This window comes from Kribbella sp. CA-245084 (genome assembly GCF_050942355.1).
Classification (GTDB): Bacteria; Actinomycetota; Actinomycetes; order Propionibacteriales; family Kribbellaceae; genus Kribbella.
Genome location: NZ_CP192053.1, coordinates 6,093,236 through 6,115,680 on the forward strand (window position 1 = coordinate 6,093,236; position 22,445 = coordinate 6,115,680).

A 22,445-nucleotide genomic window follows, 5' to 3' on the forward strand; every position below is an offset into this window, starting at 1 on the left:
GGCCACTGCCGCTGTCGTGATCAGAGGTGGTACGCGTACTCGGTGAACTCCCAGTCAGTGACGAACCGGGAGAAACGCTCGAGCTCGTTGCGCTTGTAGGTCAGGAAGTTGTTCACGAACTTGGCACCCAACATGTCCCGGATCTCGGTGTCGGCCTCCAGCGCGCCGAGTGACGCTGCCAGGTCGGCCGGCAGCTTCTCGGCTTTGGTGGGGTCGTATCCATAGCCCCGAAGTGGACCCGGTGGGGTCAGGGCATCCCGGATACCGACGTACGCAGCGCTGAGCAGCCCGGCGATGGCCAGGTACGGATTCGCTGTGGCGTCTCCGAGCCGAAGCTCTAGCCTGGTCGCCCTTCCACGCTCGGGTGGAACGCGAACCATGGCGCTGCGGTTGTCCAGACCCCAGTCGACGAGCCACGGGGCGATGGTGTCCGGGCCGAATCGCTTGTAGGAGTTGATCGTGGGGTTGCTGACCGCGGTCAGCGCAGGGGCGTGGGCCAGGATTCCTGCGAGCGCGGACAGCGCCGTTTTGGACAACCCGTGCTCGGAGCCCGGCCCTCCGTCAAAGGCAGGTTCACCATCCTCGGACCAGGCCGAGAAGTGCAGGTGGAACCCTGATCCGCCCTCATCGTTGAACGGCTTGGCCATGAACGTGGCCAACTTGTCCTCCCGGCGGGCAAGCTCCTTGATGGCTGACTTGAAGCGGAACGCCCGATCGGCGGCATCGAGGGCGTCGGAGTGCCACAGGTTCAGTTCGAACTGACCGGAGGAGTACTCGTGATTGCCAGAGACTGCTTCGATGCCGTAGTCGCCCAGCAGACGCAGGGTCCGGAGGAGGAAGTTGTCCGGGTCGCCCTTCAACCCGGATACGTACACGTTGCCCGCCGCTTCGCCGTAGCGCCGCCATCCGGTCGGGGATGCGGGGTCGCGTTCGAGGACGTAGAACTCCAACTCGGGTCCCACCACCGGGCGGAGACCTAGCTCTGCGAAACGCTCGATGACTCGACGGAGCACCTGCCGAGGGCTGTCGCTGGCCGGCGATCCGTCCGGCTCGTAAAGGTCGGCGATGGAGTGCGCGACGCCCGGCTCCCATGGCACAGCCTGCAGCGTCGCGAGATCTGCCACGGCGACGACGTCGGGCAATCCGTCACCCCGCCCGCCGTCGATGTCGACGGTGTCCCCTTGCGGGGTCGTACCGAAGACCGATCGGCAAAACGCCAAACCACTTCCCAGGGTGCGCGGCAACTGGCTGACCAGTACATCGCGGCCACGCTCTGTGCCGAGGATGTCTGCGTAGCCAACCCGCACCACGTCGGTCCCCGCAGCGGCTAGCTGCGCAGCGGCGTCGCTCAAGGGACCATCCATGTCGACCTTCATGGACGTACCGCGGATGTGATCGGCACGCGGAGTGCAGCCACAGGGGAGCAGTTCACGCGATCCACCCGCCATCGATGAGTAGCGCAGCGCCGCTGGTGTAACTGGACTCGGAACTGGCCAGGAACAAGACGGACTTGGCAACCTCTTCATATGTCCCCTCGCGGCCGAGGGGTACGAGTTCGCCGGCCTTTACGCGACGAGCCGCTTTCTGTTCTTCGCTCATAGTGGCGCGGCGGTCGCTGGGAATCGCCTCGAGGAATCCCGGACAAATGGCGTTGGTGCGGATGCCTTGGCCGGTGAAGTCTCGGGCCAGCGACCGGGTGAGGGCAATGGTGGCGGCTTTGGAGATGCCATAGGCCCCTGCTCGTGCCGAAGCCCGCATCCCGGCCGATGACGCGGTGTTGACGATCGCACCGCCCCCGCCGGAGATCATTGCGGGGATAGCCTCCTTCGCGAACAGGTACGCGGACTTGACGTTGACATTGACGATCGCGTCCCACACCTCCTCGGTCGTCTCCACCAAGGTGGTCGCTTCCAGCGGGTCGATTCCAGCGTTGTTGAACAGGACGTCGAGACGGCCGAACTGCGACAGCGCGGTCCGCACGGCCTCCTGTGCGGTGGCTGCCCTCGACACGTCGCCAACCACGGGAACCACGTTCGCACCGGTGCCTGACAGTTCGGCCACGACGGTGCGCAGCGACTGCTCGGCCCGGTCCACCAGGACGAGGCTCGCGCCCTCGTTCGCGAATTGCCGGGCAGCGGCCAGACCCAGGCCGGATGCGGTACCGGTCGCGATCACGACGCGGTCGGCGAAACGAGTACTGCTCACGATGTCTTCTCCCTCATCGGTTGGGTAGTGCTCCGCATGTGGCTGTCGGAGGCTGTGTGCGACTCCTGGGGTGTTTCGTTGCCGACGTCGGGCGGTTCAGTGACGCTGATCCCAAGGCGCTCGCCGACGAGTAGACCGACCGTCAAAGCCGGACCCAGCGAAGCTCCGGATCCGGCGTAGCCGGGACCCATGAGCGCGGCGGCTGCCTCGCCGCAGGCAAAGAGGCCGGGGACGGACTTGTTGTCGACGTCCAGAACCGCGCCGGCCGGATCAGTCACCAGGCCACCTTTGGTGCCGTTCAGGCCCAGAGAGATCTCGATGGCGAAGTAGGGGGCCGTATCCAGGGTTCCCAGGCAGGGGTTGGGGCGGTGGGTGCCGTCTCCGTTGTAGGCGTCGTGGGCGTCTCCGCCTCGACCGAAGTCCGGATCCTCGCCGCGTAGCGCATGGTCTGCCATCGCAGCGACCGCGCCGATCAGGCCGGCCGGGTCGATCCCGACCTGCTCGGCAAGCGAACCGAGGTCCGGCGCCGATGCGAACCAGCCCGGTGCTGGCATGTCGGGCGCAACGCCCGCGACCGCGTACCGACTCTTGAACGCCGCGTCGAACACCAGCCATGCGCATTCGTTCGGGTACCGGTGCGTCGTCGGGTCAAAACGCAGAAATGCCTTGCCCAGATCGTTGTAGGAGCTCGCCTCGTCGACAAACCGGGCGCCGCTGGCGTTGACCAGTACGGAGCCTGGGTAGGCGAGCTCGCGCACGAGGTTGCGATGGACCGCCGGCACACCGTTCGGATCGGCAGGGACGGTAGTGGCTGCCGTCCACCAGGCCTCGCTCATCCCGGCCAGGTGAGCTCCGTGAGGGAGTGCCAGCCGGAAAGCATCTCCGAAGCTTCCGGCGACTGCGGTGGGCAGCATCTGGACCGGTGGAAGAAAGTCGCCTCGCAACGCGCTGTTCTCCGCGAATCCCCCGCTGGCGAGCACTACGGAGCCGGCCTCGAAGGCGTCCACTGATCCGTCGGAGACGCGAGCAACGACGCTGAACGTGTCATTCTCGGTCCGGGTGAGTGAGATGACGCGATGTCCGGCCAGGAGTGCAACTCCTCGCGCCAGCGCGGCGGCGACCAGCCCGGCCACCAGCCCGGCGCCCTGTGTCCGGATGTCACTGTTCCGCCGCGCCAACAACTCCTGGGGGTCCAGGCCGCGACGCGACTCGGTGCTGGTGAGGGGCCCGCGGGTCGATGACGTGCGCACCTGTCCGCGCAACTCACCCAAGGCTGCAGTGGAGACTGGCAGCGGTTCCAGGCTGCGGCCGGCCCGGGCCCCGGGCCAGTGGGGATGGTAATCGTGCCGGGAGATGGCCTGCAGCGGCATCCCCAGATCCTCGAGGTATTGGGCCAGTCGCGGTCCGTTGTCGAGGAACGCGCTCAGGTGCGCCTCACTGGCGGTGCCGAGGGTGTTTTGGCGCAAGTAGCACAGAGCATCCGCCCGGGAGTCGGGATAGCCGGCCCGGTGCATGACGGGGTTGTCGGGGATCCAGATCTGACCGCCGGAGAGAGCGGTGACGCCGCCGAACAGATCCGCGGCCTCGAGCAACATGACCTTGGCCCCACGGTCGGCCGCCGCACAGGCCGCGACAAGTCCCGCTCCGCCAGAGCCGACCACCACAACGTCGCACTGCCTGACCTTCGCGCTCATCTGCTCGCCTTCTGGAAGTAGTGGATGGGGCTTGACTGTCAGCCGGCGGCCGTGGCCAGCTCGTCGATCGCGGCATGCAGGAAGCCGATCCATTGCTCGCTCTCCGGCTTCATCAGCACACTGCGCAGGATCCGACCGTGATCCACATCGGCCGCAATGCGGTGGCCACGGGCAGCGAGGGCGTCCGCGGTCACGCTGTACGTCGCCACGAACACCGCTTCGTCCTTGGGCCTGGTCATGCCCGCGTCGAGCACGTGGGCTGACACACGATCAACCTCGGACAAGCTCGCGCGACGCGGCAGGTAGGTCACGATGTCCAGCTCCGGCGGCTGATAGAGGGCGAGGGTTGGCGAGTCGCCCAGCACCTGGGCCCAAGCCAGTGCGGCTCGCCGGCCCGGTCGCAGGACACGCCCCAGACCATCCGGCGTGAACGGCATCACCTGCGAAGTGAGCCAAAGCGCGGCCGCGGCCGCGCCCGACCGTGAGCACTCCAGGGAGATTTCGCCCAGGTGCAGTTCGTCGGAGGTGAAGTACGTGTACGGCGAGTCGTGGGTGTAGAAGCGAATGACCTGCGGGTCCTTGAAGAGCACCGCCCCGCAGCCGTAGGGCTGCAGCCCGTGCTTGTGCGGGTCGACAACCACCGAGTCGCAATCGGCGATCGCACGGAAGGGCGCCGCCTGAACCCCGTCGGGTGAGTCATCTGCGATGAGGCGGAAGAACCCCCCGTAGGCGGCATCGACGTGGATGCGAGCGCCGTACTCCCGGCACAACGGCACCGCCTCGTGAACCGGGTCCACGGCCCCCAGTCCGGTAGTGCCGGCAGTCAGCACGACCGTCCCGACGGTTCCGCTGCGCAGCAGCTCCTCGAGCGCCGCCAGATCCATCCGGCCGACCGCGTCGGCAGCCACAGCGTGCCCCTCGATACCGAGCACGTGGCACATGCGACCGTGTGTGTAGTGGGCGTCCGCACTGAAGGCGATCCCCTTGCCGGGATGGGATTCCCGGGCCACGAACAGAGCCTCGAGGTTCGCGATGGTCCCGCTGCTGGTCAGGTGACCCAGGAAGTCGGTTCCGTACCCGAACATCGCTGCGAGGTCGGCGACCACTTCCTTCTCCATCTTTGCCGTGGCCGGCCCGCCGTCGAGGGCGTGGTTGTTCGGGTTGATCAGCATCGTGGCGAGGTACCCGATCACCGACACGGGGTGCGGCGGCTTGAGCATCTGGCCGGCGTAGCGGGGATGGAAGAAGGGATAGTTCTCCTCCAGCCGACCGATCAGTGCGTGCAAGGCGTCGTTGAGCTCGTCCGCATCGACACTTGTCGCCGGGTGCGGCTCATAGGCACCGAACTGCGACATCCACCGCGAGATCCCGGCGACAACGAGAGCCAGATTGTCGTTCAGCTCGGCCGGGGCCGTCGGCTCTGCCGCAGACGGGGTACGCGCTCCGTGGACCGTCATCGTGATCGCTGCCTCTCTAGTGAGTGAGCGGGGTCGCTGCCGATTTTTCTTCTACGCTTGTAGTATCAATTCCGGAAACCGTAGCGCCACCCCCCAGCCTTGTCCAGAGTTTTCTTCGACGCATGACCAAAAACTCGCGATACACTCGGTCGGCAGGGCGCGCCCGTCGCGGCAGCAATGCCCCGCGCCGGCCCGGGTGGGAGCTGCGGTCCATAGCGTTAGGACCTTGCCGGATAGCCAAAGCACAAGCAGAAGAGGAGGCGGCACCGTGCCGAAACTTGTCGACCACGAGCAGCGCCGGGCCGAGATCGTCGATGCCACCCTGCGTCTCGTGGCACGGGACGGGTTGGGGGGCGCCACCATGCGTGCGATCGCCAAGGAACTCGGCGTGGCCAACGGGGCGGTCGGCCACTACTTCACAAATCAGGACGCGTTGCTGGCCGCCACCTACGAGGAGGTCTTCGCCCGAACCAATGCGCGCGCCGCCGAACGCGCTGCGGGTCGGCGCGGTCTCGACGCACTGCTTGCGACGCTGCGCGACCTGCTGCCGATGGAGGCGATGACCGTCGACGAGGCACGCATCGTCGTGTGCTTTTGGGGACGCATCACCACCGACGAACGCCTGCGCACGCTGCTGCCCAAGGAGCACGAAGCCTGGACCCGCAGTGTCCAGGAGATGCTCGAGCAAGCGATCGAAGACGGCGACCTGAGGGCAGAGGCGAAACCGGCCCCGCTTGCAGAGCTGCTCGTGACAACGGTGCATGCAATGCAGGTGCGAGTGGTGACTCTTCCTGACCGCACGCCTCCGTCGATGCAGCGTCTACTGGTCGAGCAGATCCTGGAGGCGTGGACCGATCCCGGACAGTCGCTTCGCGACAGATGGCCCGCCGACGTGGCTGCCCTTCACGACCCGGAGACCATGTCGCTCAATCGCTCGTTGCTTCACAGCTGAGCGCGCGCCTGCACTGCAGAAGGGGCCGTCAACTCGCCGGCTGCAGCGCGCGGCGGCTGGCTGCCACCAGTTGGGCAAAAATAGCCATCTGCGCTGGGTCAGTTGCCGCAGTGTCTTCTGGGTGCCACTGCACTCCGAGGAACCATGGCGCATCGGCTGCGACCATCTGGACGGCCTCCACGGTGCCGTCGGCTGACCGGGCGACCGCTCCCAGCCCATCACCCAACCGGTCCAGCGCCTGATGGTGATAGCAGCTGATCGAGAGCGTGCGGGCGCCGAGAGCGTCGGCCAGGGAGCACTCCGGTTCGAGGGCGAGCTTCGACACCACACGTCGGTGTGGGGTGTCCATGTGGGCAACCAAGGTGCCGCCCAGCGCGACGTTCACGATTTGCAGTCCCCGACAGATCGCGAGCACCGGTCGCCCGGTATGTAGCGCCCAACGTGCCAAGGCGAGATCGAAGCCGTCTTGCTCGGGATCCATGTCGTAGTGCTCGTCATGCTCGACGCCGCCGTACAGCGCCGGAGTGATGTCTCCGCCGCCGGGCAGAAGCACCCCGTCGGCGAAGTCGAAGCGATCGGCGACCTGTGCCTCGTCGACCATGCCGTCCCGTGCGTGAGGGTGCACCGTCACCGGCTCGCCTCCGGCGGCGAACACTGCGGTCGCCAACGCGCGGGCGGTGACCTCGGCGCGGAATCTGAGGGCTGAGGCGGACTCGGAGAAGCGAGCAGGGACGACGATCAGCGGTCGATCCCTCACAGCGCCAGCCAGGTGGTCTTCAGCTCCGTGTACTTCTCCAGCGCGTGAACAGACTTGTCGCGACCGTTGCCGCTCTGCTTGTAACCGCCGAAGGGAACGGTCATGTCGCCCTCCTCGTAACAGTTCACCCACACCGTCCCGGCCTGGAGTTGACGGGAGACCCTGTGGGCGGCGCCGACGTCGCGCGTCCACACGGCGGCCGCAAGGCCGTAGACCGAGTCATTGGCCATGCGCACGGCCTCGGCCTCGTCCTCGAAGGTGAGAACCGAGAGGACAGGGCCGAACACTTCATCGCGAGCGATGGCCATCTCAGGCTCGACCAGGTCCAGGACGGTGGGCTGAGAATAGAACCCGTCTTCGGAGCCGGGTGGCCTGCCTCCCCCGGTTCGCAACCGAGCACCTTCATCGACCGCGCGTGCGGTGTGTGCCTCGACCCGCTCCCGGTGAGCTGCGCTGACAAGGGGGCCGATCTGGGTCGCGGGATCCAGGGGATCACCGATGTGCATGGCCTCTGCGACCCGGACGACGCCATCTACGACCTCGTCTCGCACCGCACGGTGCACAAGGAGGCGCGAGGGTGCGGTGCACATCTCGCCCTGGTTGAAGAAGATGTTTCCAGCGGTGCCGGCGACTGCTGCCGGTAGGTCGGCGTCCGGCAGCACGATGCTCGGCGACTTTCCACCCAGCTCGAGCCAGACCCGTTTGAGGTTGGAGTCGGCGGAGTAGCGCAGGAACTCTCTGCCCACCTCCGTCGAACCGGTGAAGGCCACCGCGTCGACACCGGGATGCAGCGCCAGGGCGCGCGGCGTCGCCGAGCCTTGCCCCGTAACGATATTGAGCACGCCGTCCGGCACACCTGCCTCCAGCGCGAGCTCGGCGACCCGCAACGCCGACAGCGGTGACAGCTCCGACGGTCGCACGACGACGGTGCAGCCGACCGCCAGGGCGGGAGCCACCTTCCAGGCCAGCAGAGTCATGGGGAAGTTCCACGGCACGACTACGCCAACTACGCCGACCGGTTCGCGCGTGACGAGCGCGAGCGCCTCCCGGCCGACCTCGGGCACTTCGCCAGAAAGCTTGTCCGCCCATTCGGCGTACCACCGGTAGCAGGCGACGGTCGTCCGCATCTCGATCGAATACGCGTACTCGATCGGCTTACCCATCTCGAGCGAGACCAGCAAGGCCAGCTCGTCGCGGTGAGCCTCGACGACGTCCGCGAATCGGTGCAACACCAGCTTGCGCTCGGCCGGGGACATTCGGGACCAGGGTGAGTCGACGAAGGCAAGCCGGGCCGCCGCGACCGCCGCGTCGACGTCAACGGCGCTGCCGTCCGGTACGGCCGTCAGGGGACGCCCGTCCCGAGGCGACAGGACCTCCATCACACGTCCGTCCGCGGCGGTCACACAGCGACCATCGATCACCATCCGCCCAGGCGGGACCAACCGTTTCGCTCGGGCGCGCCACATCTCAGCTGTCTCTCCGGCTGCCATTTGTGGCCCTTCACTGGTAGCTGATCAGCATCACTTATTTTCTACGAATGTCCAATTTAGAGGTCGGCGGAAGCCTCGTCAAGCACCCCAGCGCAGCTCGGTGTATGAACGCTCGCAGTGACAATGACGAACGGCATCGGGAGCGGCGTCAGAGAGGTTGAGCACTCTCCAGTGAGAGACCGACGTACGTCGTCTCCAGGTATTCGTGGATACCCTCGAAGCCGCCCTCGCGGCCGAACCCCGAGGCCTTGACGCCGCCGAACGGCGCAGCCGGGTTGGACACGATCCCCGTATTCACCCCCACCATGCCGAACTCCAGCGCCTCGCTGATCCGCAGGGTGCGAGCGAGGTCCCGGGTATAGAGGTAGGCGGCCAGGCCGTACTCGGTGTCGTTGGCACGTGCGATCGCCTCGGTCTCGGTGCCGAACGTCGTGACCGGAGCGACCGGGCCGAAGATCTCGTCGCGCAGCAGCGGCGCGTCGCCGGGCACATCGATCAGGACGGTAGGAGCGTAGAAGTATCCGGCCTTGCCGACCACCTTGCCCCCACAGAGCAGCCGGGCACCCCGCCCGATCGCGTCCTCAACCAGTGCCGCGATATTGGTCTGCGCGGCAGCATCGATCAATGGGCCTACGGCAACGCCTTCGGCGGAGCCCCGGCCGACCGGCATACTCGACATCCGCTCGGACAACTGATCCGCGAAGGCGTCCGCGACAGACTCGTGCACGAGGAACCGGTTGGCCGCCGTGCAGGCCTGGCCCATGTTCCGCATCTTGGCCAGCAGCGCACCCTCGACCGCCGCGTCCAGATCAGCGTCCTCGAAGACGATGAACGGCGCGTTCCCGCCGAGCTCCATCGAGACCCGCAGAAGCTGGGTGGCCGACTGCTCCACGAGAAGTCGGCCCACCGGCGTGGACCCGGTGAAGGTGAGCTTGCGTGCGCGGGGGTCGCGGACGAGTGACTCCATCACCTCGCCGACACGGGTCGTCGTCAGAACATTGAGAACCCCGCGGGGCAGGCCAACCTCGCGCATCAGGTCTGCGAAGGCAAGCATTGTCAACGGTGTCTGCCTCGCCGGCTTGACGACCATGGTGCAGCCGGCGGCGACAGCGGGGCCGATCTTTCGGGTTCCCATCGCGAGCGGGAAGTTCCAGGGCGTGACCATCAGGGTCGGTCCGACGGGACGCTTCATGGTCAGCAGCCGGTTGTCGCCGCTGGGCGCCGCCATCCACCGGCCTGAGATGCGAACCGCCTCCTCGGCGAACCACCTGAGGAACTCGGCGGCATAGGCTACTTCGCCACGGGCCTCAGCGAGCGGCTTGCCCATCTCGAGGCTCATGAGCGTGGCAAAATGCTCAGTACGTTCGGTGAGCAGCTCGTAGGCCGCGCGGAGGAGTTCACTGCGTGAGCGCGGTGAGGTCGCTGCCCAGGCACCCTGGGCTGCGGCCGCAGCACCCAAGGCTGCGCCACCGTCGGCTACTGTCGCATCGGCCACCGTGGCGATGATTTCGCCAGTCGCGGGGTCGTCGACATCGAAGCGGGCGCCGTCTGCGGCGTCTCGCCACTGCCCGTCGATGAAGAGGCTGGCCGGTACCGACTGAACGGCCTCGATCTCGGATGTGTTGAGGGGCATGCGTGTCTCCTCGGAGTGGCGTGGCAGGGACTCAGGCGTTGGCGACGAAGGCCTGCTCGAGGATGTCGAGGCCCTCGCCCAGCAGCTCGTCGGAGATTGTCAGCGGCGGCAGGAAGCGCAGCACGTTGCCGAACGTGCCAGCGGTGAGGGTGACCAAACCTTGACTGTGGCAATGCCTGTTGACGGCAGCGGTGAGCTCCGGAGCCGGTGTCGTGTCCCCTCCCCCCAGCACGAGCTCGACGGCCACCATTGCGCCGCGGCCGCGGATCTCGCCGATAACGTCGAACTTCTCCGCGAGCCGGTGCAACCGCGCCTTGAAGAGCCCCTCGATCTCGCGGGCTCGGCCGCAGAGGTCGTCTGCCTCCATCGTCTCGATAGCGGCGAGTGCGGCCACGCACGCCACCGGGTTCCCACCGTAGGTCCCTCCCAGGCTGCCCGGGCTTACGACATCCATCACCTCGGCGCGTCCGGTCACCGCTGCGAGCGGAAGGCCGCCGGCCATGCCCTTCGCCGTGGTGATGAGGTCGGGCACCACGCCCTCGTGGTCACACGCGAACCAGTCTCCAGTGCGGCAGAAGCCGGTCTGGATCTCGTCAGCGATGAGCAGGATCCCGTGCTCGCGGCACCACTCGGCGACCTGACGAAGCCACCCCGCCGGCGGAACGATGAAGCCGCCCTCGCCCTGGATCGGCTCGATGATGACGGCCGCGACGTTCTGCTCGCCAACCTGAGCGCGGACCTGCGACGCGAACGCCTCGAACGCCTCCCCGGCAACGCGCTCCCGGTCACCGATCCAGCGGTAGGGGTAGGCCATCGGTGCGCGGTAGACCTCGCCGGCGAACGGTCCGAAGCCTTGCTTGTAGGGCATGTTCTTCGCGGTCAGCGCCATCGTGAGGTTGGTCCGGCCGTGGTAGGCATGGTCGAACGCGACGACGGCCGCGCGCCCCGTGAAGGCGCGGGCGAGCTTCACCGCGTTCTCAACCGCCTCGGCCCCGGAGTTGAACAGCGCCGATCGCTTCTCGTGGTCGCCGGGCGTGAGCAGCGCGAGCTTCTCACAGACTGCCACGTACTCCTCGTACGGCGTCACCATGAAGCAGGTGTGCGTGAAGTCCTCGACCTGGCGCTTCACCGCTTGGACGACGCGGGGGGCAGACGCGCCGACCGTCGTCACGGCGATCCCAGATCCGAAGTCGATGAGCTGGTTGCCGTCGACGTCGACGAGGATTCCACCGTCTGCCCGCTCAACGTAGACCGGCAGGCCGGTTCCCACCCCCGCAGAGACCGCAGCCAGCTTCCGCGCCTGCAACTCCTGTGAGCGCGGGCCCGGAATCACCGTGGCGAGGTGGCGGCGCTGCTCGACGCTCGTGGCCATGTCGGATCTCCTTCTCGGACGGGCAGATCAGGCGGTGTGCCAGTTGCTCACAGCCGAGCCTCGGCGAACGCGTACCATGCTGTCCAATACCTGTCCTGCACGTCATCCATGCCTGGGAGGCATGGCATGGAACTACGCACCCTGCGCTACTTCGCCGCCGTCGCAGCGGCGGGCTCGGTCACCGCGGCCGCCGCCGCGATACACATCACGCAACCGTCGCTATCGCGCCAAATGCGTCAGCTCGAACGCGACCTGGGCATCACCCTGTTTGCGCGTGAGGACGGCCGCCTGCGGCTCAGTGCTGCCGGCCGCGAGTTCCTGCCGGTGGCACAGACCCTCGTGGCCCAGGCCGACGCCGCGCTCGACACCGCCGCCGGCATCGCGGCTGGGAAGCTGCAGCGAATCACCATCGCCGCGCCGGGCACGACCTTGACGGACGTCGTCGCACCGTTCCTGGCGACGCTGGCCGAGGGAGATCCCATGCCCGCCGTCTGGGAGGAAGTACCGTCCTCGGTCTACGACGCGCTCTGGCGCGGCGCCGACGTCGCGGTGGGCACGACTCCCCCACCTCAGCAGCTCGCCGGCATGGCACTGGCCGACCTCCCGGTGTTCGCGTACGTTCCTGGCAACCATCCATGGACTCTTAGGCGCCGGGTTCCGTTGGAGGAACTGGTCGAGCAGCCGCTGCTGGTGCAGAGCCGAGACTTCCACCCCCGCCGTGCCCTCGACCAGGCCGTCGACCTCGCCAGACACGGCTACCGCTCCGTCCATGAGTTCGCGACTGCCGAGGTGGCCCAGGCCGTGGCGGCCTCGGGACGCGGCGTCGCCGTCGTCTCCGACGACCCGCGTTTCGGCCTCCACGGACTCGCAATCGACGGCCCAGCCGGCGCGGTGCACATCAGCCTCTACGCCGCGTGGGATCCGGCTCACCACGGCGCCGCCACCATCGCGAGTCTCGCGCAGCGGCTCCGAGACTTCTGCATCACCCGCTACGGAGCGCAGGTAACCCCACCGCCGCGTCGAGCCACCCAGCACCCCACCGCCAAAACTGCACAGCACACCCGAAAGCCTTGAAACGCGTCCTCAACAGCAGCCGGGTTTCGTTCCCATTGACGAGCAAGAGCGGGGCCGTGCAGTGCGCACGACCCCGCTCGTTTCCTGATTCAGTTGCCGGCCGGTTTCAAGCCTCCGATCGCTTGCCGAATGTCCTCCGCGATGGCATCCACCGCTACCTGGTTCGTCGTCGAGTCGATGCTTGCGACTTCTGCCAGCGCAGCCTGCAGTGCTGCCCAGGAGTCGGCGCTGTACTTCGTCTCGTCCAGCGAAGCTGCCTGCTTGACGAGCACATCCACGAGGGAACGGTCGACGACGGTCTTGTAGTACTCGACCTCCGCGACGCTTGACCACGAGCCGTTCACGCCCGCATACCGGAGGAATTTGTAGGCGGTTTGGGTCGCCGGGACGATGTCGTACCACTTGGCATCGGTGACACCGGTGAAGGTCCCGACTTCTGACCAGGTGGAGCCGTCATTCGAGCCGAGGATCGTCGCATTGTTCATGCGCGCGATGGTGTCGGGGCGTGCCGCTTGCGGGTACGCCCGTACCTTCGAGACGAGCACCGGCGCTGGAAACTCGGCGGTGATCCAACTGTTGTCCGGAGACGCTAGCGTGATCGAGGTGCCGGTCGACCCATCGAAGATGAGCTTTCCGACTTCGTTGATCGGGCGCCCCCCGTTTCCGAACTCCGGATGGGAGGTCGTTATCGTCGCATCACCCAACGTATCGAGCTTGACTTCATCCGACCGGGGCGCGAGCTGGCCGATCGCCGCGTACAGCTCCATGCGGAGCTGAGCGATATCTGCGTCCGGCTTCGAGGTTGCCGCTTCGATCCGGGCCAGTTCCTGCTGCAGAACGTAGAAGCTACCGCGGTCGTAATCGTCGGACTTCAGCGCCTTGGCGCGGACGATGATCTGGTCGAGGCTCTCACCAAATACCGGGCCCGAGCTCGGACCCACCTGTGTCGACCCGTCGACGAATCGCGACACCACCTTGTAGTACGCCTCAGCGGCCTGCATCGTGTCGGTCAGCGAGAGTGCGAAGCGGTTGTTCATGACCTTCGTCCAGCCTTGAGCGGAACGAGGATCAGTCTTCGCCACTTTGTCGTCCTCGGTGCGGTACACATCGAACGCGATCGCGGCAGTTGGCTTGTTCCATTGGACAGTCGCTTTGTCTGCGGACTGCGCGACGGTCGGCGTGACTGTACCCGCCGCGAGCGGCGTGATCGACACCTTCGTGAAGGTGCCGGCCTTCTGCGCGGTGACGCCGTAGTTCGCCGTATCGAGCATCGGGATCGCAGCAGACGCGACCCTCGTCCACGACTGACCGTCCTTCGATACGAGCGCCACGAACGACTGCGAATCCGCGTGGTGGATCAGTTGCACGTACGGGTAGTTCTTCACCGAATATCCATCGACGCTCTCGGTGAGCGGGCTGCGGGTGTAACCGCCGCCGGCATTGTCTCCCGGCTTGCCCGTTCCGATGTCCGCGCGAGTGTCGATAGATCGGGTAGCGAAAACAATCTGCCCGTTGGCGCCGGCTCCGAGATAGACGTAACGTCCCACCGGGTCAGTGCTGTCGCGGACGATGATGCCACCGTCATTCGAACCCAGCTGCGACAGATTCGCCGAGACTACGGCGTCACCCTGCACGAGGCGGGTCGTCATGTACGTCGAGTCAGGCTTGAACCGGTCCGGCAGCACGCTGTCGTCGCCGGCACCGAATCCGGTCCCGTTCGCGTCCTTGAGCGTTACGGTGCTGCCCGTGACGATGGCGCGACCGGATGATGCCGAGCCGATCAGATCGTCGCGCCACCCGCTGGAAGCCAGGGAACTCGTCCGTGATGCAGTCACCACCGCTTTCGAAGGCGATGACGAGTCCGAGGATCCCACCTGGTTGGTGGCGATCACCGAGTAGTACGACGTTCCGCGTGGTGCCGTCCTGTCCAGGAACGATGTTCCCCGCACGGATTGCGCGATGATCTGACCTTTGTCGTTCGGCTTGCTGGACCGGGTCACGATGTAGGAAGTCGCTCCGGCTGCATTTCGCCAGGTGAGCCCTACCGCGCCGTTGCCCGGCGTTGTCGCGACGACATCGACCCTGTTCGGGACGGATGGCTCGACGACGTCGGTGCCGAGGTTCAGGACGACCGCGGAGTACGCGGGGATACTGATCGAACCGTGGCTCACCTTCACCTGCTTGCCCGATACAAGATCGGCAACAGTGGATCCTGAGAAACCATCCGGCAGTTTCACTGTGTAGGCCCGCGCGTTCTTGTAGGCGGATCGTGTCGTGTTGACAGCGACGAAGTACTTCCCATAACGCGTGGTCGCAAGGTTGGGGTATCCGGAGTACGGGTTGTCTTCGTTCCAGTTGTCACGCGAAATCGTGCCTACCCCTGGCTGGTACGCGACCGGGGCGAGCTCGCCGGCGAGGCCGAACGGCCGGTCGTCGGCCGATTCATAGCGATCGAAGATCGCGGGGTCTTCCTTGGACGGCGCGCGCAACACGTAGCTCTGCGAGTCCAGAATGCCCTCCGTAGCTACCTGGGCGAACTGCTCGTAGTCTCCGTACTGAAGGTCCACATGTCCGACTCCGGTGAAACCACGGTTGCGTTCAGCCAGCGACCCGTAGAAATGCGTATCGCCATCGCGTCCGGAGACCAGGAGGTTGTCGATGTCCACCCAGGCGAACTGGGTGTTCTTGTAGGTGGTCCGATCGATGCCGAGCTTGGCGAGCTCCGCATCGGAGTACTGGGCCAGGTTCGTGTGAGGGAGCACAACGCCGGCGGCGACCTGCCCGAAGCGGGTGTAGCCGGCACGATTTGCAGTGATATACGAATACTCTTCGCCGAGTCGGAAGTCGTACTTGTTCTGCGTCAGCACCCATTGGTTGAAGGTGTTGAAGTACTGGTTGTCGACCAGCTGCTGCTGAGCGAAGCCGACAGCTTCCCGCGCGTAGCCCCAGTAGATCTTCCACTCCGGTCCCCCGTACAGCTCCGAGTTGTCGGCCATGTACTGCTCGAGGCCGGCGAACTTCAAAGCCACACCCTTCTGCGCCTCGGTGCCGTAGGCGACGCGACCTGGGTAGGCCGTGGTCCTGTCGTCGACCACGTTCTGCTCGAACATTGCCCGATCGCCATTCGCGTCCTCGCCGGGGTAGCGAGCTTCTCCACGCGCGTGAATGCTCTTCAGAGAGAGTTTGAGCAGCTGGGCATTCAGTTCCTCGTCGCCCGTGTGCCCGATCGTCTCCCAGAAGTAGTTCGCAATGTCGTTCGCCGCCTCACCGTAACCACCCACGTAGCCGTTCTCGCGGGTGAGTCCGGCCGCGGTGATTCCGGTGTAGTCAGTGCCATAGGGCTTCCGGCGGATCACGTTCCCCACCCTGTCGACCTTGCTCTTCGCCAGTCCCTTCATCACGACCTGGAGCGTGTCCGGGGTGTACGCGACGTTCTGGTCGTGCTGGAAGAGGCTGTGGTAAATGTCGAGGTCCTCGCCGTTGGGTCCGGACAGGACCTCCTCTCCGAGGAACGGCCTGACGCCGGTCGCCTCGAGCAGGATGTCCTGCGATCGGGCCTTTCCGGGGTAGAACTTCGAGCCGATGACTCTCAGCCCCTCGCTCGCGCGCCAGGCGCCTTCGTAGGTGTAGAGCATCTGGTTATAAATGTAGGAGAGCCGCGAACGCGAGAAGTCGTAGCTGGCCTTGAGGATGCGCTCCCAGGCCTGCCCGCGGGTCAGCTGACCGCCGTCCCAACCGACGCCTGCGATCGAGTTGTCGCCGTCGATGGTTCCTGTGGTGAAGGGCTGGGCGAGGAACTCCTTGAAGGCCTTCTCGCCGTAGATCTTGTCGTTCGAGATGTAGTTCTCAACGACGTAGAGCACCTCACCGAGGATCGAGTAGTACCCGCCCCAGTCGCTTTGGTGACCTCCGCTACCGAGGCTGCGGACGTTGCCGTAGTAGTCCTTGGTGTAGTTGTCGATCGACTTGAAGATCCGGTCGAGCGCGGCGCGCTTGTCGGCGTCGGTCTTCGCCGGCGACCAACTCGCGGCGAGAGACTGGGCGTAAAATCGCAACTCCTCGTTATAGCGTTCGATCGCCATCTTGCCACCGGCGGAGGCATCGGACTTTGCCGACAGGTCGTTGAAGAGCTTGACCTGACTGGCGACGTAACTGTCGATGTAGCCCTGCGCCTGCTGGTCGGTCACGGCAGGCGCAACCTCAGTCGACGGCTGGTAGGAGGTCCGATCCGATGCGTCCAGTGTCACGGTCGGCGACGTGTGGGTGAAGGCAGAGTAGATCGGCCGGGACGGCTGGTCCGCCGGCGCCGATGGATCGAGACCGCTGTACGTGCGCAGTGTCACCAGCACCGCGGATTGGCCTTGCGTCGAGGACAGGGGAAGCATGGCGGTGTTGAACAGGAACCGGTTCTTCAGCCCGCCAAGGGTTCCGATGTTGATCGACTCGTAGTCGCCGTTCTGGCGATACTCGACCTGCTCGTTGTTGATGAACACGACGGTCTTGTAGGCAGAGCTGTCCTCGCCCCACAGTTTGATCGACAGATAATTCTGCAGCGACGGGTCGACCTTCAGCAGGAACGTGAGGTCGCCGTCGTAGTTCTTTCGCGGCGTCAGCGGATTGCTCACTCGCGCGGATTGTCCGTTCGCGCCCGCTACGACGGATGTGTCAGGAGCGGTCAGGTTGTGAGCGGCTTCGGAGCTCGAATCACCGAAGTCGATGACATCCAGGACAGCGCTTGCTTGCGCGCCTGCGGCCCGGGCGACAGGCGGCACGAGGGGACCGAGCAGGGTGGCAGCGATGGCCAGCACGGCGGCCATCGACCACCAGGTGCGCCCAAGTCCCGTTCTTCTTAGTCTGTTTGGCGGCAGGCTCGGTACCGGGCCGAGTGGCTCGCTCGTGGTTCTCGATCGAATCATCGTGTTGTGCGCCTTTGCTGTGAGGGACGGCTCTCATCACGCTTAGGAGAGCGCTTGCCTGGGCAAGCTAGTTCTCACGGTTGACGCCGTCAAGGGTCAAGGCGCGTTACTCGTTCTGTCGAAATTCTTAGGCGCGCGCGGGGGTACTCTCGCGCACGACGGGGTAGCCGCTGAGGACAATCAGCTGTCGGGATGCCTTCGGCCGAGTCGCGAGTGTCAACGCCGCCTCGCCGACCTCGTCCCACGGCAAGTGGAGCGTCGTCAGTGCCGGATGCACATCACGCAGCATGGCGAGGTCATCGAAGCCCGAAATCGCGACAGCCTCAGGGATCGGCACGCCTGCCTCCCGGAACCGGGCCATCGCACCGATCGCGATCGCGTCGCTCGAGGCCAGGATGCAGTCAGTTCCGCTGGACCGGCGCAGGTATTCGCCGGCGGCGGCGTACCCGCCATCCCGCCCGAAGTCGCTGTGGAAGATCCATTCCGCTGACGGTGCGAGTTGATGCTCGGCAAGCTCGGCCGACATCCCGTGAGTGCGGTCCCGAGCGGTCAGTGCATCGCGCGGGCCGGCGAAGATCGCGAATCGGCGGTAGCCGAGCTCCATGGCACGACGGGCGATCTGCCGACCTCCAGCCACGTTGTCGATGGCGACAGTGTCGAAGGGGAGGCCCTCTTGGCTGATCGTCACCACCCGTCCGCCCTCTCGCTCGAATGCTTCGAGCTCAGCTACCAGACGATCGAAGTCTCGGTTCGAGACTGTCCGACTGCCGGCGATGATGATCGCCTGGGGTCGTTGTCCGCGGAGCGTTGAGACGATACGTGTCGCTTGGGCAGGGTTGTCGTTGAACGAGGCGAAGGTGACGAGCGCATCGACCCGCTCGGCTGCCCGGAAGACCCCGACGGCAATGGGCGAGAAGTAGTCGTCGGAGACCGCGTTGACGAGGAAAGCAATCGTCTCCGTGCGGCCGCGGGCTGTCGCTTGGGCGGCGGCATTGGCGATGTAGCCGAGCTGGGACGCGGCCGCGGCGACTCTACGGCGGGTCGGTTCCAAGACGACGCGTGAGCTTCCGTTCATCACCCGCGAGGCCGTAGAACGAGACACTCCCGCGGCGCGGGCCACGTCGTCCAGAGTGGCGGATCGCTGCGGCTCATCGATGCTCACGGTCTGGACTTCTCCTCACAGCGGGTTCCGCGCATAATAGCCGGTACGCTAGAAAGGAAAGCGCTTGCCTGCACGGTGGCACCGAACGTGCATCGCCTGGGCACGCGCGTTCCGGAACTGCACCATAATCGCAAGGGAGCACCATGCGCCGCCTCGGCTTTCACGGGACACGTCCGTCCGAGCGATGGGACACCGGGCTGATGGTGGGAACGGGAAGCATCGGAGCCTCCCTGTTCGAGTATGGCGATGGACACGCTGTGGCCCTCTCACATGAGCGGTTCTTCGTTCAGACCGGCCCGACAGTGCATCCGCCGATCCTTTCGACGGGCCTCGTCGAGGCGCGTTCCGAACTGGCAAGCGCTCCGCTCGACGATGCCGCCGCCGCGCGCATCGAATCAAGCATCTCCGCGGCGTGGGCACAAGCCGGCCACGACGGTTCGATGGTCAACACGGATCCGCTGCTGCCGATCGGATGGCTTGTCTGGTTGCCGGCAGGCAGCTCACTGCGGCGCACCTACGTACGGTCGGCAGACTGGCCGGCAAACTCCGCTCGGGTCGAATGGACCGACGACGAGGCGGTCCACACGGTGTCGATCCTTGCTGATCGCGAGCGACAGAAGGTCGAAGTCGACATTCGATCTGACGCACCGCTGTCCGGCACACTTGACCTGCGCGTGGCAGAAGACCCTCGACCCGGTGAGAACCTGAACGTCGCAGCCACAGACCGGGGAACGAGTACCCGGTCGCTCGCTACCGCATCCGATGGGCTGATCGAGTTGGACACCGCGTCGCGATTCAGACCGGACACCGGCGTGTATTCAGGACATGTCAGCGCGGTCGTCCGCCACGACGGCGGAAGCGTCGTTCCTGAGGGGAATCTGCTCCGGATCCTGGACGTCCGCGCACTTTCCGTCGACATATCTGTCACCGTTCAGACCGTCGACGGGGAGATCATCGGGGGCAGGGCAGCTGGTCGTCACAAGGAACTGGTCGAGCTGTCGACCCTCGATCTGGGATCGGGCGACGACAGGCCCGTCGAGGAGATCCTCGAGGATGCCGACAGCGACCAGAACCTCGTGGACCGCGCACGCATTGAGCTTGCCTATGCGGCCGGACGCAACGCGATCATCGCGTCAACCGGCGCCCTTCCGCCGACTCTTCAAGGCGTGTGGTCAGGGTCGTGGGCCCCAGCATGGTCTTCGGACTACACGATGAACGGCAACGTACAGAATGGGAGCATCGCCTCCGTCGCTGCCACCGGAGCGCCGGAACTCTTGCGCGCGTTCTTCGATTCCGTGGCCGAGCATGCAGCGGACTACGAAGAGAACGCACAGAGCCTGTTCAACGCACCTGGGTATCTCCTCCCTGCTCGCTACTCGACCCACGGTCTCGCGAATCACTTCAACAGCGCCTACCCCCACCAGTACTGGATGGGATCGGGCGGGTGGGTGTTGCGCTTCGCATGGGACTACTTCTCTCTGACGGCGGACGAGGACTTCCTCTCAGCATGGGCGTGGCCCTTCGCGCAGAAAGTCATGGAGTTCTACCAGGCCGTCGCACCGAAAGGTCGGGATGGGTCTCGGCACCTTGCGCCGGCCTACTCGCCCGAGAACTGGCCCGGCAACCAAGCCAGCGCGATAGCCGCGGATGCAACGGGCGACGTCGCGATGATCCGCGACGCAGCGATCCTCGGCGCTCGAATCGCTCGAATCCTCGGCCACCGCGGCGTCGCTGAGAGCTGGGAGCGCTTCGCGGCCGAATTGCCTGCGTATCGCGTCACACCGGAAGGGCTTCTCGCTGAGTGGATCGATCCTAGATTCGACGATCGCACGGGACACCGGCACTCCACCCACCTCTATGAGCTCTGGTACGAGCCGGAGCGTCTTCTCGATGATCCCCGTCTCGTAGAGGCTGCGCGCAAGGCGATTCGTGCGCGCATCGACTGGCGCGCGCACGACCCTACGGCCCCTCCCGGTCATATGGAGATGGCCTTCGGCTTGGTGCAACTTGGAGTCGCGGCAGCCGCGATCGGCGATGCTGACTCTGCACTCCAGTGCGTGCAATGGCTTGTGCGCCTTCACTGGAGGTCGAACATGATGCCCACGCACGACGCCGGGGTGATCTTCAACGTCGACGCGGGCGGCGGGCTGCCTGCAGTCGTTGTCGCCATGCTGATCAGATCGAACGGACACACGGTCACCTTGCTGCCCGCGCTGCCGGCAGCATGGCCCACGGGAGAGATCACCGGACTGAGACTGCGGGGCGGGTTGCGCGTCGAGCGGCTCGCTTGGTCGCCCGACGCCATCGAGCTGGATGTCGCCGCAGTTCCCGATTCGGCGGCGACGCGACTCTCGGACCGCATAGCCGTTCGATTGCCTTGGAATGCTGTTGCCGCCGGCGACGATCTGTCCAAAGCCACTTACGAAGTTGCCCTGGGCAATGGCCTGCGGCAGCTTCGGTTCCGGCGGAGCGTGACGAGTGCTACTTCTTCTCGACCGGCACAGGGCCCGTCGATGACCGCACGATGAGCTCGGTCGGCAACGTAATCGTCCCCGTCGACTCCTCAAGGTCAAGTGCGACCAAGCCAGCGCGCCTGCCGAGCTCGCGGAAGGGGGCTCGCACCGTCGTCAGGGGCGGCTCAAGATCCGCTACGAGCGGCATGTCGTCGAATCCGACAACGGACATGTCGGCTGGAACGCGGATGCCGCGATCGCGAAGACTTCGCAGCACCCCGACGGCCATGTTGTCCGTCTCGCACATCACAGCCGTTGCGTCGCCGCCCCCATCGAGGTATTCGGCCATGGCGTGCGCTGCCGACTCCGCCGAACCCGAGCAAGTCAGGGTGCGGGCCTCATCCTCGGCCCGATAGTCCTTCAACGCCAGCACATAGCCCTCCAAGCGCAGCGAATGCGTGGAGAACCCTGGCTGGGCGCCGACATACAGAATGCGTCGGTGTCCCAGCTCAAGGAGATGACGGACAGCGGTTCGCACTCCGCCGGTGTGGTCGTAGTTCACGCTCGGCGCACTGGGCACGATCGACTGGGCGGGCCCACCGACGATCACGAGTTTGCCTCCGACCGCCTCAACGTCTCGGGCATACTCTCGGACCCGCTCTGCGTACGCGGCGTCAGTGGGCATAGAACCGACGAGCAGGATTGCGGTTGCGCGCTGTTCGCGCAGCGTGTCAATGAGCTCGCGTTCCCGATCCGCCTCGCCGTGCGTTGTGCAGAGGACGAAGAAATCGCCGTTCGCCGTTGCAACACCCTCGGCGGCGGCCGCGAGTTCCGCGAATGTCGGTCCGACCATCTCTTGAACCAGAAACGCAACGAACCGTCGGCCGTGCCCCATCATCGAGCGGGCCAGGCCGTTCACGACATAGCCGAGTTCGGCGGCAGCGGCGAGCACAGCCTCGCGCGCGTGCGGGTTCACGCGGTCGTTGCCGGCGAAGACCCGTGAGACAGTCGCAGGCGAGACACCAGCTCGCTGGGCGACATCTCGAAGGTTGGCGCCGACCCGAGCAGGACCACGAGATCCGGCGGCTCGGGTCGGCGGAACGATGGGCTCAGGCATGTGCTGATGGTAAGTGAGAGTCGTCAGTGAGCCGCGGAGCTCCGATGTTGCCGGCCTCCGCGGAGCGAAGCGACCCGCTCCAATCCTCGGTGGCGTGGGCCAGCATGCAGGTTGCATCACACTTGCTCATGAAACTAGTATCACACGACTGGTCAGCCTGGTC

General features: G+C 65.7%; 14 protein-coding genes. 3 read left to right on the top strand and 11 right to left on the bottom strand.

The features are described from left to right. Window positions 1-20: 20 nt before the first annotated feature. The 4 genes from ACQPYH_RS28975 to ACQPYH_RS28990 all read right to left on the bottom strand — a co-directional run bounded on the left by ACQPYH_RS28975 (window position 21) and on the right by ACQPYH_RS28990 (window position 5,356). On the bottom strand, window positions 21-1,364 hold the full coding sequence (locus ACQPYH_RS28975) for a glutamine synthetase family protein (protein WP_432877556.1): 1,344 nt from the start codon (window positions 1,362-1,364) through the stop codon (window positions 21-23). Window positions 1,365-1,428: 64 nt separating this feature from the next. After that, window positions 1,429-2,175, bottom strand: coding sequence for an SDR family NAD(P)-dependent oxidoreductase (locus ACQPYH_RS28980; RefSeq protein ID WP_432877558.1), 747 nt, complete (start codon window positions 2,173-2,175; stop codon window positions 1,429-1,431). A gap of 26 nt (window positions 2,176-2,201) precedes the next feature. Beyond that, on the bottom strand, window positions 2,202-3,899 hold the full coding sequence (locus ACQPYH_RS28985; RefSeq protein ID WP_432877561.1) for an FAD-dependent oxidoreductase: 1,698 nt from the start codon (window positions 3,897-3,899) through the stop codon (window positions 2,202-2,204). A gap of 38 nt (window positions 3,900-3,937) precedes the next feature. Then, window positions 3,938-5,356 (bottom strand): pyridoxal phosphate-dependent decarboxylase family protein, encoded by a 1,419-nt coding sequence (locus tag ACQPYH_RS28990; protein ID WP_432877562.1) that lies wholly within the window; start codon window positions 5,354-5,356, stop codon window positions 3,938-3,940. Between the two features lie 268 nt (window positions 5,357-5,624). Here ACQPYH_RS28990 and ACQPYH_RS28995 point away from each other — a divergent pair, with 268 nt between their 5' ends. Continuing rightward, complete coding sequence (locus tag ACQPYH_RS28995; protein WP_432877565.1) at window positions 5,625-6,308, top strand: TetR/AcrR family transcriptional regulator; 684 nt, start codon at window positions 5,625-5,627, stop codon at window positions 6,306-6,308. 28 nt (window positions 6,309-6,336) lie between these two features. Here the strand turns inward: ACQPYH_RS28995 and ACQPYH_RS29000 are convergent, their stop codons facing one another. The 4 genes from ACQPYH_RS29000 to gabT all read right to left on the bottom strand — a co-directional run bounded on the left by ACQPYH_RS29000 (window position 6,337) and on the right by gabT (window position 11,560). Then, the gene (locus ACQPYH_RS29000; protein WP_432877568.1) at window positions 6,337-7,065 is read right to left on the bottom strand and encodes a gamma-glutamyl-gamma-aminobutyrate hydrolase family protein; all 729 of its coding nucleotides are present in this window, start codon (window positions 7,063-7,065) and stop codon (window positions 6,337-6,339) included. Next, on the bottom strand, window positions 7,062-8,468 hold the full coding sequence (locus ACQPYH_RS29005) for an aldehyde dehydrogenase (RefSeq protein ID WP_432877571.1): 1,407 nt from the start codon (window positions 8,466-8,468) through the stop codon (window positions 7,062-7,064). Before ACQPYH_RS29005 ends, ACQPYH_RS29000 begins: the two co-directional genes overlap by 4 nt. Before the next feature lie 235 nt (window positions 8,469-8,703). Then, complete coding sequence (locus tag ACQPYH_RS29010) at window positions 8,704-10,188, bottom strand: NAD-dependent succinate-semialdehyde dehydrogenase (RefSeq protein WP_432877573.1); 1,485 nt, start codon at window positions 10,186-10,188, stop codon at window positions 8,704-8,706. 31 nt (window positions 10,189-10,219) lie between these two features. Then, window positions 10,220-11,560 (bottom strand): 4-aminobutyrate--2-oxoglutarate transaminase, encoded by a 1,341-nt coding sequence (gene gabT / locus ACQPYH_RS29015; RefSeq protein ID WP_432877576.1) that lies wholly within the window; start codon window positions 11,558-11,560, stop codon window positions 10,220-10,222. 126 nt (window positions 11,561-11,686) lie between these two features. Here gabT and ACQPYH_RS29020 point away from each other — a divergent pair, with 126 nt between their 5' ends. Next, window positions 11,687-12,634 carry a LysR family transcriptional regulator gene (locus ACQPYH_RS29020; RefSeq protein WP_432877579.1) on the top strand — a complete coding sequence of 316 codons (948 nt, stop codon included), beginning with the start codon at window positions 11,687-11,689 and terminating at the stop codon, window positions 12,632-12,634. A gap of 89 nt (window positions 12,635-12,723) precedes the next feature. On the opposite strand, the gene ACQPYH_RS29025 is transcribed toward ACQPYH_RS29020, so the two are convergent. Together ACQPYH_RS29025 and ACQPYH_RS29030 are read right to left on the bottom strand one after the other, a co-directional pair. Next, window positions 12,724-17,451: a galactose-binding domain-containing protein gene (locus ACQPYH_RS29025; protein WP_432877581.1), complete on the bottom strand. Its 4,728-nt coding sequence runs from the start codon at window positions 17,449-17,451 to the stop codon at window positions 12,724-12,726. Window positions 17,452-17,677: 226 nt separating this feature from the next. Beyond that, entirely contained in the window at window positions 17,678-18,712 is a 1,035-nt protein-coding gene (locus ACQPYH_RS29030; RefSeq protein ID WP_432877584.1) for a LacI family DNA-binding transcriptional regulator, read from the bottom strand. A gap of 143 nt (window positions 18,713-18,855) precedes the next feature. Here ACQPYH_RS29030 and ACQPYH_RS29035 point away from each other — a divergent pair, with 143 nt between their 5' ends. Then, window positions 18,856-21,240 (top strand): glycosyl hydrolase family 95 catalytic domain-containing protein, encoded by a 2,385-nt coding sequence (locus tag ACQPYH_RS29035; RefSeq protein WP_432877587.1) that lies wholly within the window; start codon window positions 18,856-18,858, stop codon window positions 21,238-21,240. Here the strand turns inward: ACQPYH_RS29035 and ACQPYH_RS29040 are convergent. Continuing rightward, on the bottom strand, window positions 21,194-22,282 hold the full coding sequence (locus ACQPYH_RS29040) for a LacI family DNA-binding transcriptional regulator (RefSeq protein ID WP_432877590.1): 1,089 nt from the start codon (window positions 22,280-22,282) through the stop codon (window positions 21,194-21,196). The genes ACQPYH_RS29035 and ACQPYH_RS29040 overlap by 47 nt on opposite strands. Window positions 22,283-22,445: the final 163 nt, after the last annotated feature.

What these genes read in the sequence shown, in the direction of transcription:
- ACQPYH_RS29035 (WP_432877587.1), top strand. Translation starts at nt 18,856, where the DNA reads ATGCGCCGCCTCGGCTTTCACGGGACACGTCCGTCCGAGCGATGGGAC.
- ACQPYH_RS29020 (WP_432877579.1), top strand. Translation starts at nt 11,687, where the DNA reads ATGGAACTACGCACCCTGCGCTACTTCGCCGCCGTCGCAGCGGCGGGC.
- ACQPYH_RS29025 (WP_432877581.1), bottom strand. Translation starts at nt 17,451, where the DNA reads ATGGCCGCCGTGCTGGCCATCGCTGCCACCCTGCTCGGTCCCCTCGTG.
- ACQPYH_RS28975 (WP_432877556.1), bottom strand. Translation starts at nt 1,364, where the DNA reads ATGGATGGTCCCTTGAGCGACGCCGCTGCGCAGCTAGCCGCTGCGGGG.
- gabT (WP_432877576.1), bottom strand. Translation starts at nt 11,560, where the DNA reads ATGGCCACGAGCGTCGAGCAGCGCCGCCACCTCGCCACGGTGATTCCG.
- ACQPYH_RS28990 (WP_432877562.1), bottom strand. Translation starts at nt 5,356, where the DNA reads ATGACGGTCCACGGAGCGCGTACCCCGTCTGCGGCAGAGCCGACGGCC.
- ACQPYH_RS29040 (WP_432877590.1), bottom strand. Translation starts at nt 22,282, where the DNA reads ATGCCTGAGCCCATCGTTCCGCCGACCCGAGCCGCCGGATCTCGTGGT.
- ACQPYH_RS28985 (WP_432877561.1), bottom strand. Translation starts at nt 3,899, where the DNA reads ATGAGCGCGAAGGTCAGGCAGTGCGACGTTGTGGTGGTCGGCTCTGGC.
- ACQPYH_RS29010 (WP_432877573.1), bottom strand. Translation starts at nt 10,188, where the DNA reads ATGCCCCTCAACACATCCGAGATCGAGGCCGTTCAGTCGGTACCGGCC.